The sequence below is a fragment of the Arhodomonas sp. KWT genome (assembly GCF_010993615.1).
This window is the reverse complement of sequence record NZ_WNXE01000077.1, coordinates 1-12,723: the sequence shown is the minus strand read 5'-3', so window position 1 is coordinate 12,723 and position 12,723 is coordinate 1. Positions and strand designations below refer to the sequence as shown.

9 protein-coding genes, 1 other RNA gene and 2 pseudogenes are annotated in these 12,723 nt (G+C 67.9%); 2 read left to right on the top strand and 10 right to left on the bottom strand.

All coding sequences use genetic code 11. The annotated features are described in order from the left end of the window. Positions 1 to 70: 70 nt before the first annotated feature. Positions 71 to 565, top strand: a pseudogene (locus G7A99_RS11950) (IS3 family transposase); the annotation flags it as partial. 16 nt (positions 566 to 581) lie between these two features. Here G7A99_RS11950 and G7A99_RS11945 read toward each other — a convergent pair. Together G7A99_RS11945 and ffs are read right to left on the bottom strand one after the other, a co-directional pair. Then, positions 582 to 1,061, bottom strand: a pseudogene (locus G7A99_RS11945) (IS1380 family transposase); the annotation flags it as partial. 236 nt (positions 1,062 to 1,297) lie between these two features. Further along, an RNA gene (gene ffs, locus G7A99_RS11940) (signal recognition particle sRNA small type) lies at positions 1,298 to 1,394 on the bottom strand. Positions 1,395 to 1,693: 299 nt separating this feature from the next. Between ffs and G7A99_RS11935 the strand changes: the two genes are divergently transcribed. Then, on the top strand, positions 1,694 to 2,350 hold the full coding sequence (locus G7A99_RS11935) for a PRC-barrel domain-containing protein (RefSeq protein ID WP_163140432.1): 657 nt from the start codon (positions 1,694 to 1,696) through the stop codon (positions 2,348 to 2,350). 71 nt (positions 2,351 to 2,421) lie between these two features. Here the strand turns inward: G7A99_RS11935 and G7A99_RS11930 are convergent, their stop codons facing one another. The 8 genes from G7A99_RS11930 to G7A99_RS11895 all read right to left on the bottom strand — a co-directional run bounded on the left by G7A99_RS11930 (position 2,422) and on the right by G7A99_RS11895 (position 12,496). Then, positions 2,422 to 3,177 (bottom strand): SDR family NAD(P)-dependent oxidoreductase, encoded by a 756-nt coding sequence (locus G7A99_RS11930; protein ID WP_163140429.1) that lies wholly within the window; start codon positions 3,175 to 3,177, stop codon positions 2,422 to 2,424. Between the two features lie 31 nt (positions 3,178 to 3,208). Continuing rightward, the gene (locus G7A99_RS11925; protein WP_163140427.1) at positions 3,209 to 3,658 is read right to left on the bottom strand and encodes a MaoC family dehydratase; all 450 of its coding nucleotides are present in this window, start codon (positions 3,656 to 3,658) and stop codon (positions 3,209 to 3,211) included. A gap of 44 nt (positions 3,659 to 3,702) precedes the next feature. Further along, the gene (locus G7A99_RS11920) at positions 3,703 to 5,013 is read right to left on the bottom strand and encodes a TRAP transporter large permease (protein ID WP_163140425.1); all 1,311 of its coding nucleotides are present in this window, start codon (positions 5,011 to 5,013) and stop codon (positions 3,703 to 3,705) included. Beyond that, positions 5,006 to 5,560, bottom strand: a complete 555-nt coding sequence (locus G7A99_RS11915) for a TRAP transporter small permease (RefSeq protein WP_163140424.1) — start codon at positions 5,558 to 5,560, stop codon at positions 5,006 to 5,008. The genes G7A99_RS11920 and G7A99_RS11915 overlap by 8 nt, the downstream gene beginning before the upstream one ends. An 80-nt stretch (positions 5,561 to 5,640) precedes the next feature. After that, positions 5,641 to 6,747, bottom strand: a complete 1,107-nt coding sequence (locus G7A99_RS11910) for a C4-dicarboxylate TRAP transporter substrate-binding protein (protein ID WP_163140422.1) — start codon at positions 6,745 to 6,747, stop codon at positions 5,641 to 5,643. Positions 6,748 to 6,850: 103 nt separating this feature from the next. Continuing rightward, on the bottom strand, positions 6,851 to 8,017 hold the full coding sequence (locus tag G7A99_RS11905) for an acetyl-CoA acetyltransferase (protein ID WP_163140420.1): 1,167 nt from the start codon (positions 8,015 to 8,017) through the stop codon (positions 6,851 to 6,853). A gap of 43 nt (positions 8,018 to 8,060) precedes the next feature. Then, positions 8,061 to 9,605: an AMP-binding protein gene (locus tag G7A99_RS11900; RefSeq protein WP_163140418.1), complete on the bottom strand. Its 1,545-nt coding sequence runs from the start codon at positions 9,603 to 9,605 to the stop codon at positions 8,061 to 8,063. A 194-nt stretch (positions 9,606 to 9,799) separates the two neighbouring features. Beyond that, positions 9,800 to 12,496: a LuxR C-terminal-related transcriptional regulator gene (locus G7A99_RS11895; protein WP_163140416.1), complete on the bottom strand. Its 2,697-nt coding sequence runs from the start codon at positions 12,494 to 12,496 to the stop codon at positions 9,800 to 9,802. Between the last annotated feature and the right edge of the window lie 227 nt (positions 12,497 to 12,723).

Below are 12,723 nucleotides of genomic sequence, written 5' to 3'. Positions count from 1 at the left end.
TGCGCTGAAAGGTGCACGTCCGGTTCGGAGAGGAGAGGCAGGGAGATAGTCCGACTACGCCCTGCCTCTTACTCTACTCTCGACGTGGCAGGGCTGGCTGTACGTCGCCTTCGTCGTCGACGTCTTCGCCCGCTACATTGTCGGCTGGCGCGTCAGCCGGAGCATGGCCACAGACTTTGTGCTCGATGCGCTGGAGCAAGCACTCTACGCCCGTCAGCCGGCTAGCTCCGAGAGTCTGATTCACCACTCCGACAGAGGCTCGCAGTATGTCTCCATCCGCTATACCGAGCGTTTGGCGGAGGCTGGCATAGAGCCGTCGGTGGGCAGCCGCGGCGACAGCTACGACAACGCCTTGGCGGAGACAATCAACGGCCTATACAAGGCGGAAATTATCCACCGGCGGGGCCCCTGGAGGTCGCCGGAGGCCGTGGAGCTGGCCACGCTGGAATGGGTCTCCTGGTTCAACCATCAAAGGCTCATGGAGCCCCTGGGCTATATTCCACCAGCGGAAGCTGAGGCAAACTACTACCGGCAACTCGCCAGTCAGGAAGCCATGGCGGCCTGACTTAATCCAAATAGCCTCCGCGATACCCGGGGCGGTTCATGTAGCTGACACCTTCTTTATGGGTCTGGCTGTTGTCCATGGGAAAGACATCCATATCCAGGGCTACGTGGCCCATCGGCAGAGGGGATACCGGGGCCCCGACGGACCGAAGAAACTCGACGCTGGCCTCGTCCAACAGGGGCATCAGGGCCTTGGCATCTTCATCAAAGCGCTGGCGCAATCGGGCCGAGGAAGGCGACTGTTTGATGCCCAGAGCGGATTTAAAGAACGGATCCGTGCGAACCGGCTCAGCCGCCTGAAAATCGCTTTTGCCCAGCGTAATCAGGCCCAGGTAGGTCCGAATCAGTTCAATGTTCGGAATACCGTGCCGCTTAACGACGGTGCGGGCGGTTTTGGTGAGGGATGTATGTCGATTCAGGCAGTGGCCAACCAGAGCCAGCCCACCGTTGGGTGTATAGACTTCGGTTCGGGATTGCTGGAGGGTGAAGGTACGCATGAGCCAAAATCACTGACTGGGTGAATGAGTGTCAGTGTCTATTATACCGTTCAAGGCCTTGTTATTGCAGGCTTGGGGCGCAGCTTCAGCTCGTTGAAGTCACGGATTCAGGTCATGGACGTCGGGACTGCCGCTGTCGGTTGAGACGGTCCGGCGATTCTACCAGAGCCGGCGGGAGCGGGATAACGCTGCTGCCACCACAGACGCGGCGAGGGAAGGCCGAAACTGGAGGCGGCGGACGCCAGCCACACCCCGGCGCCCGAGTCCACTGCTGCCGCTGCTCCCTTCCGGGCCTGACGGGGTTCACAGCTTATCGTCGCGGGGGGACCGACGCCCGCCGCCATTGATCGTAGGCCGCGTAGGCGACGCCTGGAAGGTACGGAGTGGCCGGTGGTTTGTCAATCGCAGGCCGCGCCCGCCCCGCCCTGGGTCGCCCTTGCCGCCGACCCACCCGGACGCCGCCGCAGCCGGCTTCAGCACCGAGCGCACAAGCAGAACTTGCGACCCGGCGGACACTTAGCGCGGCTTCTACGCTTGTCCGCCGCTGCCGGCGAACCCACCTTGCACGGACACCCACAAGGACGCGTGCGCGGCACGCGAACACACCGGCGCAAGTCACGGAGGACCGCGTCATGAAGACCGAACCGATCCGCAAGAGCCTGCACACTGCCGGCTTCGTCAGCGTGCTCGCCCTGGCCGCCAGTGGCGCCACCGCCTTCGCCGCCGGTGCCGAGCACCAGGACCGGGCGGCGCAGGACGCCGCTCAGCCGCAGGCGGCCACCCAGCCGCAGACCGGCGAGCAGCAGGCTGCGGCCCAGCAGCAGAGCCGGCAGTACGGTCGCGACGAGCCCTACCGCGATCAGCCCGAGGGAGAGAGCCTGCTGGAGCCCCGCGCGCAGGCCGAGGCCCGGCCGCTGAGCGACTACAACGAGGCGATGGCCGATCCCAACATCCTCAACGCCACCCCCGCTTCCCTGGAAGGCCAGCAGGTCAGTGGCGTGGACGGGGCCCCCATCGGCACCATCGACGACGTGGTACGCAGCAGCGACGGCGAGGAGGTCCGCATCATCGTCTCCTCCTCGGGCATCTTCGGCAGCGACGAGTCCAAGGCCGCCATCCCGGTGGGCATGCTGCAGGTCGACGAGAATCAGCAGATTGTGCTGCGCGAACAGCCGTCCGATCAGCACATTCAGGAGATGACCGCCGGCTACGACGAGGGGCAGTACCAGCCGGTGGAGGAGGAACAGGCGGTCGGCTTCATGCCGGGGGAGGCCACGGAGCGCGGCTGACTACCGACCGCTTTCGCTCAGCTGTTGTTGGCGCGGGGCCTTCGGGTCCCGCTTCCTTGCGGACGCAGCCGCTACTCGCGGATCCCGGCGTGGAGATAGCCGCCGTCGACCGCCACCACCTGACCGGAGACATAGCTTGCCTCCTCGGACACGAGGAAAGCGACTGTCCGGGCGACCTCCTCGGGTACTCCGTAGCGGCGCAGCGGGATCCGCTCCTGCCACTTGCGCCGATCCTCAGCGCCGTGCATCTCCGCCACCAAAGGCGTGTCTATCGGGCCTGGCGCCACCGCATTGACCCGTATGCCTTTGTCGCCAAGCTCGTTGGCCATCACGAACGTCAACTGGTTCTGGCCCGCTTTAGAGGCACCGTAGGCGCTCCGCCCCTTGCTGCCCGACAGCCCCGAGACGGAACTGATGTTGACGATGCTCCCCGAGCGCCCCTCGCCGATCCAGTGCCGTGCCACCGCGCGCGATACCAGGAAGGTGCCGATCAGGTTCACGTCCAGGATCCGGCGAAAGTCCTCGGCCGTGGTCTCCAGGCTGGGACGGTCCAGCCCGATTCCCGCCGAATTGACGACGGCAGCCAAGGGCCCGAGCCCGGTCGCGCGGGCCAGGGCAGCATCCACCGCCGCTTCGTCGGAAACGTCGCAGACCACCGTCTGCGCCTCCTGCAGCCCCAGATCGCGAGACGCAGCCTGCAGCTCCTCCGCCCGCCGGTCCAGCAGACAGACCTGCCAGCCGCGCTCGTTCAGCAGCCGCGAAATTGCCAGCCCGATACCCGAAACGCCACCCGTGACCAACACCACCGCGCCCTGCTCATTCCGCATCCCGCCTCCCCTTCTCGCCAATCTCACCGCGTCAGGCGTGCTGCCGTCGCTTCACAACGTGGATCAGCTTCATCGTCAGCAGCAGCTCACCCGCCCGGTTTACCAAGTCGTAGCGAATGACGACCGTGCCGCGATCCGGTTTGCTGGCGGACGGTCGGCCCTCGATCACCTCGAGACGGCAGCTGACCGTCTCCCCCGCGACCAGCGGTTTCTTCCAGCGCAGCTCATCGATGCCGATACCCGCCAGGTTGCTCTCGTCGAAGCACCCCGTCCGCAATGCCAGCACCCAGGCCAGCGCCGCCGTCTGGAAGCCGCTGGCCACCAGGCCGCCGAACACGGACCGAGCCGCCGCTGCCTCGTCCAGGTGAAACGGTTGCGGGTCGTACGCCTGCGCGAACGTCAGCATCTGCTGTTTATCCAGCGTCAGTTCGCCCGTCCCGATCCTGCGCCCCGGCTGCAGATCTTCAAGATAAAGACTCATCGACACGGTTCTGCTCCCCCTTCCGGATGGTGAGGCAGGCAGCCTCACATGGTGTTCGGCAGCCAGGTGGTCAGCACCGGGAAGAAGAAGAGGACCGCCGTGCCGACCAATTCCATGGCGATGAACCAGCCGGCCCCCTGGAACACCTCCGGTAGCGAGGTGCGCTCGTCGAGCCCCGCGATCACGTAGACGTTCAGGCCAATCGGGGGCGTGATGAGCCCGATCTCGCACATCTTGATCGCCAGGATCCCGAACCAGATCGGGTCGAAGCCTAGTGCCATGACTGCCGGAAACATGATCGGCAGCGTGATCACCAGCATCGAGAAGGCGTCCAGGAACATGCCCAGCGGGAAGTAGATCAACAGGAACAGACCGACGATCGCCAGCCCCGGCAGCGGCAGACCGACCACCCATTCCGAGATCAGCTGCGGCACCTGGGCCAGGCTCAGCGAGAAGCTGAAGATGCCCGCACCGACGATGGTCATGATGATCATCACGGTGGTGCCCAGGGTGTCCCGGCATGAGCCCCAGATCTGGGACAGCCGTGACGCGCCCGTCCCCTTGGCGAACAGCAGCAGCAGCATCGCCGCTACCGCACCGACTGCGGCCGCCTCGGTCGGGGTCACCCAGCCGGAGTAGATCCCGCCGATCACCACCACGATCAGCAGCCCGAGCTGCCAGGCGTCCTTGAGATAGACGATCCGTTCCCGCCAGCTGGCCTTTTCGTAAACGGTGCTCAGGCCGGGACGCAGGGTACTCAGCAGCCAAATGCCGCCAAGGAACACGCCGGTCGATATCAGGCCGGGAATCACCCCCGCCACCAGCATCTTGCCGGCCGAGACCTCGGTCAGCGCGGCATAAAACACCAGCAACACGCTAGGCGGGATCAGGACCCCCAGCACGCCGCCGGCAGCCACGGCCCCCGCCGCAAGCCGCCGGTCATAGCCGGCGTTGCGCATCTCCGGCAGCGCCATGGACCCTACCGTCGCCGCGGTCGCGACACTGGAACCGGAGGTGGCGGCAAACCCGGCGGAGGTCAGGATGCTGGCCATCGCCAGGCCGCCGGGCCAGTGTCCCACCCACCGGCGGGCAACGCCGAAGAGCGAGCGCCCCACCCCGGCGTGATGGGCGAAGTTCCCGAGCAGGATGAATAGCGGCACCACCGTCAGGAGATAAACGGCGGTGTGATGATAGGGAAAGTTCTTCAGCTGCGAGTAGGCGAACGCCCCGCTCTCCGCCGAGACTACGCTGAACAGCCCCGCGACCCCCAGGGCGGCAAAGACCGGCACGCCGAGTGCCATCAAGATGAAAATCAAGGGCACCGACAGTGCCGCGGCAGTCAATGGATCAAGCATGCTCTGCTTCCTCACTCCGGCGCCGCTCCAACGCGGGACGCCGCTCGCTTGCCGGCGCTTCGGCGATGGCCGTGCGCACCGCGCCGAGGCACGAGCGCAGCATCTGCGCCACGCCCAGCCACAGTCCCACCGCCAAGACAATCTTTATCCACCAGATCGGCATCTGGACCGAGCCCCAGCGGAACTCCCGGATGGAGAAGGAGGCATGCGCCGCCTCCGTCGCGGGAATCGCCAGAGCCAGCAGGAACAGCGCCGACAGCGCCCAGGCGAAGGCCTCCAGTAGATGCCGCGGCCGGTGGGAGAGCCGGTCGACCAGCATGGTGGCCCGGATGTGCTTGCGGTCGGACTGCGCCCAGCCCAGCCCGAAGTAGACCAGCACCACCATCGCCGCCTCGGCAAGCTCGAACACGCCCGGGATCGGGCTGTTGAAGACGAAGCGCATGGTGGCGTCGACGGCCGTGCCGACCATCATGATGAGCAGAAAGACGATCGCGACGGTGCCCGTCACGGCGGCCAGGAAACTATCGATCCGCCTGAGCAGGTTCATACGCTCCTCCGGCTAGGCTGGCGGTCTGATGCGCGGTACGGCGGCGGCTCAGCGGCCCGCCGCCGTACCGGCCCCCGGGCTCAGGCGCCCTTCATCTCCTGGTACAGCTCGTAGGGCCGCTTCAGGCGGCCGTTCGGGGCGTGCTTCTCGATCGCCTCGGCAACCACCTTCTGCATGGCCTCGCCATCGATGCCCGCCGGCTTGGCGACCTCGTCGATCCACTTCTGGACCTGCTCCGGCTGGATGATGCCGCGGGCCCGCTCCTTGTCGGCGTCGGACCAGGTGGCGAACTGCGCGCCCTCGTTCATCGCCAGCTCCACGTTGCGCCGGGCGGCGCCCTCGTAGATCTCGGCATAGCGGGAGCGGTAGACCTCGTCGGAGACCTCGTTGAAGATCGCCTTGAGCTCCTCCGGCAGCGACTCCCAGGTCTGCATGCTCATGATGGTCGCCGCCGGGGCGTGGGGCCCGTCGCCGATGTCGGTGATGTGCGGGGCGATCTCATGCAGCTTGTAGCCGATCGCGGTGACGAAGTCGAAGCCGTAGACGCCATCCAGCACGCCGCGCTCCAGGGCGGTGTAGACCTCCGGCGCCGCCATGGGGATGGCGGTGCCGCCGAGCCGCTCGATGACGTCGGTGGCGATGCCGTAGCCACGGATACGCTTGCCCTTGAGGTCCTCGATGCTGCGCACCGGCTCGCGCGTGACCAGCGGGGCGTAGTACCAGTTGGTCCAGTACAGCACCTTGGAGCGATGCCGCTTTTCCCACTCGTCGCGCAGCGGCTGGAAGTTCTCGTAGACGTCCCGGCTGACCTTCTGCAGGGCGTCGGCCCGCTGCATCCGGTAGTACCACTCCAGGCCGCGGGTGACCGGCAGCATCGCCTGGTAGTAGCCGGGGGAGATCAGGGAGATCTCCGAGATGCCGTCGCGCACCGCCGGCAGGTGCTCCCCGACCTTGTGCAGCGACTGCGCCCAGTACTTGCGGATCTTGATCGCGCCGTTGGCGCGCCGGACCACCTCGTCGAGGTACCAGTTGTCCAGCTGGGAGGGGGCCGCCGACTGGGCGATGTAGGTGTCGAACTTCATGTTGTAGGTGGTGCCCTGGGCAAAGGCGCGCATGGGCATGCTGCTCAGGGTAATCGCGCCCCCTGCGGAAAACGCCGCCAGCTCAAGAAACTTTCTTCTACGCATTGTTACTCTCCTCCGTAGGACTCTCGGCTTATCGCCCGCCGGGGCGGGCACGGCGGCCGGCCACGACACCGGGCCCGCCGCCGACTCCTGCTCGGCGCCCGCGCTAGGCGGTACGCTCGAGAATGCTGGCGTAGTTGGCGACCGCGACGCCGCCCATGTTGAATACCGCCGCCAGCTCCGCGTCGGGCACCTGCAGTTCGCCGGCCTCGCCCAGCAGCTGGCGTGCCGCCATCACATGCATCGACACCCCGGTGGCCCCCACCGGGTGGCCCTTGGCCTTGAGGCCGCCGGAGGGATTCACCGGCAGCTTGCCGCCCAGCTCGGTCCAGCCTTCCTCGATGGCGATGCGGCCCTCGCCGATGGGCGTGAGCCCCATCGCCTCGTAGATCATCAGTTCGGCGATGGTGAAACAGTCATGCACTTCGGCGAAGGCCAGGTCCGCCAGACCCACCCCGGCCCCGGCCAACACCCGCTGCCAGGCCTGCTCGGCGCCCTCGAAGCGGGTCGGCTCGCGGCGGGCCATCGGCATGTGCTCGGTAACGTGGGCGGTCGAGCGGAAGCGCACCGAACGGCTGGCCTGGCGCGCCACCGACTCGTCGGCCAGCACCACCGCCGCCGCACCGTCGGAGACCGGCGAGCAGTCGCTGCGCTTGAGGCGGCCGGCCACCAGCGGATTCTTCTCCGAAACGCTGCTGCAGAACTCCAGGCCCAGATCCTTCTGCAGGTGCGCCAGCGGGTTCTTCGCACCGTTCCGGTGGTTCTTGGCTGCGATCCGCGCCAGCACTTCCTCCTGATCGCCGTAGCGCTGGAAGTAGGCCTCGGCGACGTTGCCGAACACCCCGGCGAAACCGGTCTTGGGATCGGCGGGTTCGCGGCGATAGCTGGCGCCCAGCAGCCCCTGGGCGACCCGCGCGGCGTCGGCGTCGGTCATCTTCTCCACGCCGACCACCAGCACCCGCTGGCCGCGCCCCGCCTGGAGAAAGGTCAGCCCCTGGTGGATGGCCGCCGAACCGCTGGCGCAGGCGTTCTCGACCCGGGTGGTGGGCTTGAAGCGCAGGGCCGGATCGGCCTCCAGCACCAGCGAGGCCGGGAATTCCTGGGGGTTCATGCCGCTGTTGAAGTTACCGACGAAGACGGCATCGATCTGACTGCCGTCGACACCGGCGTCCTCCATCGCCTCGGTGGCCGCCCGCGCGATCAGGGACTCCACGTCCTCGTCGCTCAGCTTGCCGAAGCGGGTATGTCCCCAGCCAATCATGTACTGCGCCATATTTCTGCCTCCTCAGGCGTTTGCTCGCTGCGCCGGCGGGTCCTCAGACCAGCACCGCCGACTCGGCCTGCAGCCGCTCGCGCAGCGATCGTTTGAGCACCTTCCCATAAGCGTTCTTGGGCAGGTCGTCGACAAAGTAGTACCGCCGCGGCCGCTTGAAGCGGGCGATGTGCTGCACGCAGTGGTCGTCGAGATCGGTCGCGGCGACGGGCGTGTCCCCCGCCGGCACCACGAAGGCCACCACCACCTCACCCCACTCCGGGTCGGCGTCCCCCAGCACCGCCACCTCGGCCACGGCATGGTGGGCGAGCAGGACCTCTTCCACCTCGCGGGGATAGACATTGGTGCCGCCGCTGATGATCACGTCCTTGGAGCGGTCCTTGAGGTAGAGGAAACCCTGCTCGTCGAAACAGCCCATGTCGCCGGTATGCAGCCAGCCGTCGGCCAGCGCCTCGGCGCTGGCCTCGGGGTTGTTCCAGTAGCCCGGCATGACGATGTCGCCCCGCACGCAGACCTCGCCCACCTCGCCCGGCGGCAGCGGCGCATTGTCCGCGTCCATGACGCTGACCTCGACCAGGGTCTGCGGCCGGCCGACCGAGGCCAGCCGATGCTGGTAGTCGGGGCTGTCGCTCTGGGCGTGGGCGAGCTTGGACATGGCGGTGATGGTCATCGGGCTCTCGCCCTGGCCGTAGATCTGCACGAAGCGGTTGCCGAAGACCTCCATGGCCTCGCGCAGATCCTCGACATACATCGGCCCGCCGCCGTAGGTGACCGTCTTCAGGTTGTGCACGTCGGGCTTGCTGCGCAGGGCCGCCGCCGTCAACCGGCGCACCATGGTCGGCGCGGCGAAGAACGACACCCGTTCGTGCACCGCCAGCAGATCGAAGATCTCGTCCGGGTCGAAGCCGCCGCTATCGGGGATAATGTGCAGCCCGCCGACGGCGACGTAGGGCAAGGCGTACAGCCCGGAGCCGTGGGACATGGGCGCGGCGTGCAGGATGCCCTCCCCGGGCTGCAGCGGATCAACGTCGCTGAAATAGCCGGAGATCATCGCCGCGAGATTGCGGTGGGTGAGCGTCGCGCCCTTGGGCTTGCCGGTGGTGCCGCTGGTATAGAACAGCCACGCCGGATCCGCCGGCGCGCGCTCACGGACCCCGACCGGCTCGCCGCCGAACAGCTCACCGTAGGCCGCGTCCTCCACCGCAATCACCTGCTCCAGCGTCGCCACGCCCTGCACCAGCGGGCGCACCGCCTCGGCCAGATGACTGGTGACGAAGCACATCCGGGCGCCGCTGTTGTCGAGGATGTACTGCACCTCCGGCGCGGACAGTTTGGCATTCACCGGCACCGCCACCAGCCCGGCGTGCCAGGCGCCGAACAGCACTTCCAGATAGGCCGGGCAGTTCTTCATGGCCAGCGCCACCCGGTCGCCGGGCTGCAGCCCGTAGCGGCTGCGCAGGGCGCCGGCCAGCGCCGCCACCCGCGCGGCCAGGGTCTCGTAGTCCACGACCACGCGGGGGCCGGCGGCAACGGCGCTGTGCTTGCCGAAGCAGCGCCCGGCGCGGACAAGCAGATTGGCGAGGTTCAAAGGCTCTCTCCTTGGTCTTCTGCCGGCGGGCGCCTCGCGGGCGGCCTGCCGATGAACCGAATACCGATTCAGCCTAGGAGAGCCGGGTGGGGGCGGTCATCCCCACTAAAGTGGGGAATGCACCCCCACGAAGGTGGGGATCGGCCCGCGGCAGCGGGCGGCCCGACGCGCGCGGGCTACAGGGTCGCCGGCGGTCAGTCCGACGACTGGATAAGACCGCGTTCGCGCGCGCGCAGCAGGGCCGCGGTGCGGTTGCGCACCCCCAGCTGCTTGTACATGCGCTTGAGATACCACTTGACCGTCTCCTCCGAGAGGAACAGCCGAGCCCCGATCTCGCGATTACGCAGCCCCCGGGCGACCAGCTCCAGGATCTGCCGCTCGCGGGTCTGCAGGGTCTCGCCGGCCACCGGCTCCGGACGCCGTCCGCTCCCCGCCAGCACCGCCTGTAGCTCGGTCGCCGCCGGATCCGCCGAGGCCGCCCATGCCGCGACCAGCTTCGCCAGATGCGGCCCGGTGTAGAAGAACGGCCGCCACAGTTGCTCCGGGGCCGCCCGGTCCAGCGCTTCCCGCAGCCGCCCCTGTGCCTCCTCATCGCGGCCCAGGGCCAGCAGGGCCTCGACCGAGAGGATCAGCCCCTCCAGTCGGGTGTAGTTGCGCTGGGCCCGTGCCGCGCTGGCCTGCGCGGCATCGGCCAAATCCAGTGCCGCCTGCCAGTTTTCCTCTCCCAGCAGCAGCCGCGCGTCCAGCAGCCGGAACTGCTCGTGCTGCTCGGGCCAGGGCAGCACCTCGTCCGCAGCCGCCCCGATCAGGGCATGCCCCTGATCGAGATGCCGCCGGGCATAATTCGTGTGCCCCGTGGCCAGCGCCATGCGCGCCTGCAGCTGCACCTTGCGGATTCGCACCCGCTCCACTTGCCGGCTCTCGGCGATGCGCTCGGCCCACTCCAGATCGAGGCGCGTCCGCTCGACATCGCCCCTGGCCCAGTGCACCGTTGCCCGGATCACCACCGCAACGCCTAGAAAGCCGTAGGCCTGGGTCGAACGCAGGATCTCGATCGCGGCGTCGAGTTGCTGCCGTGCCTCCTCCAGCCGGTCCGCCTCGTACAGGGTCACACCCAGCTGCACCCGGATGAAGGCCGCGCCCATGCTCTCCAGCCAACCGCGGCCTTCGGCGACCTCCAGGGCGCCGCGGGCAATATGCTCCGAGCTGCCCCGCACCCCCGCCAGCCAGGCCAGCACCGCCACGTTGTAGCGGGCGAGCATGTTGACCAGGGGGCTCTCCCCGCGCTCGGCATAGGCCACCGCCTGGTCCAGCAGCCGCCGCGCCTCCTCGAGCCGCCCCCGGGCGCGGCTGGCATAGGCCAGCGCCACATACACGAAGGACTGCACCGAACTGTCGGCGGTCTCCAGCCGCGCCGCCAGCCCCCGGTCGAGCACGGCCAGCGTTGGCTCGTCGGAGCGGATCACCCCCAGCGTGCCCAGCAGCACCGCCGCCTCGGCGCGGAACAGGTCATCGTCGCTGCGCCCGGCGACCGCCTGCTGCACGTCCTGCGCCCGCACCCGGGCGAGCTCGAACTCCCCGGCGTAGGCGCAGGCCCAGCCGTGCAGCACGCATAACTCCGGGGACCGGCGCAGGACGCGCTCCGGCAGCTGTTCCAGGGTAAGCTTCAGTTCCTTGAACTGGCCGGCGCGGAACAGCGCCCGGCCGTAAGGCTGGAGCAGCTCCGCGGCGCGCTCCGGGGCCCGGCCCCGCAGGGCATAGTCCACCGCCTCGGCAAGACAGCCCTCGGCCCCGTACCAGCGGCTGGCCCGCAGGTACAGTTCCGGGATCCGCCCCGGGTCCCGCTGGCGCAGCCGGGCCTGCAGGAAGTCGACGAACAGGTGATGGTAGCGGTACCAGATGCCGGCATCGTCGAGGCGAAAGGTGAACAGGTTATTCTGCTCGAGTTCCTCCAGCGTGCCGGCGCTGCCGTGGCGCCGGCAGACCGCATCGCACAGCGGGCCGGACAGCCGGTCCAGGAACGCGGTCTCGAGCAGAAAGTCCTGCAGCGCGGCCGGCTGCCGGTTCAGCACCGCATCCAGCAGATACTTGCCGACACTTCGATAGCCGCCGGAGAAGGACTCCGCGGCGGCTACGTCGCCGCGCTGGTGCAGGTCGATGCGCGCCAATTGCAGCCCGGCGGCCCAGCCTTCGGTACGGCTGTGCAGCGCGCCCACCTGATCGTCGGTGAGCGTATACCGAGCAGCCCGCAAAAAGTCCTCCGCCTCCTGCCGTGAAAACCGCAGCTGCTCCCAGCCCAGCTCGAGCAACCGGCCGCCGGCTCGCAGGGCACCGACCTGCAGCGGCGGTTCGGTACGCGAGCCGATGACCAGCGAGACCTCGGCCGGGAGGTGGTCCAGCAGGATGGCCATGGTGCGGTGGATGACCGAGAGCTGGACCTCGTGGTAGTCGTCGAGAAACAGCACCAGCCGGTCCCCGCTGCCGGACACCTCGGAAAACGCCAGCGCCAGCTTCAGCGCAAGCTCCTGATGGGCCGCCGCGGACACCCCCTCAAGCCAGGCCGGGATGCTCGCCGCGAACCCCGGCCGCACGCTGCGCACGGCGCCGATCAGCTGCAGGAAGAAGCGGTTGAACTCATTGGCCAGCGGCGTGATCGACAGCCAGGCCACCGCCACGCCCCGCGCCTGCAGGCCGGCGTAAGCCTGCGCCAACAGCGTCGTCTTACCCGAGCCGGCAGGCGCCACCACCATCGCCAACTCGCCCGCACCGATCGCGGTGATAGGCGCCGTCAGCCGCTCACGGGCAACCGCCTCGCTGCCGCCGACCGGCGGGCGCAGCAGTGTCGGGGGAATCCCCAGGCGGAGGTGAGCTGCTTGTTGGTGATCAGTCATGTTCGAGCCGGATCTAAGGAAACGCTGATTTATTCATCGGGAGCCGTTCCGTCACTGGTTGCGGCTTGAGACAATGGAGCCCATCCCCGGTTGATAGTGAGTACGCCGCCGATGCAGTCGAGCTTCTCTGATCTTGAGTACGATGCCAAGGGTTGTGTCCCGTCAAGTGTGTAAATTCGTCTCGGTCACCGCGGGCTCCGTCGTCGGGGTTCAGGCTGCGTGTTCGA

Coding starts and splice junctions, on each gene's coding strand:
- G7A99_RS11920 (WP_163140425.1), bottom strand. CDS start 5,013: ATGCTTGATCCATTGACTGCCGCGGCACTGTCGGTGCCCTTGATTTTC.
- G7A99_RS11935 (WP_163140432.1), top strand. CDS start 1,694: ATGAAGACCGAACCGATCCGCAAGAGCCTGCACACTGCCGGCTTCGTC.
- G7A99_RS11925 (WP_163140427.1), bottom strand. CDS start 3,658: ATGAGTCTTTATCTTGAAGATCTGCAGCCGGGGCGCAGGATCGGGACG.
- G7A99_RS11930 (WP_163140429.1), bottom strand. CDS start 3,177: ATGCGGAATGAGCAGGGCGCGGTGGTGTTGGTCACGGGTGGCGTTTCG.
- G7A99_RS11905 (WP_163140420.1), bottom strand. CDS start 8,017: ATGGCGCAGTACATGATTGGCTGGGGACATACCCGCTTCGGCAAGCTG.
- G7A99_RS11915 (WP_163140424.1), bottom strand. CDS start 5,560: ATGAACCTGCTCAGGCGGATCGATAGTTTCCTGGCCGCCGTGACGGGC.
- G7A99_RS11895 (WP_163140416.1), bottom strand. CDS start 12,496: ATGACTGATCACCAACAAGCAGCTCACCTCCGCCTGGGGATTCCCCCG.
- G7A99_RS11910 (WP_163140422.1), bottom strand. CDS start 6,747: ATGCGTAGAAGAAAGTTTCTTGAGCTGGCGGCGTTTTCCGCAGGGGGC.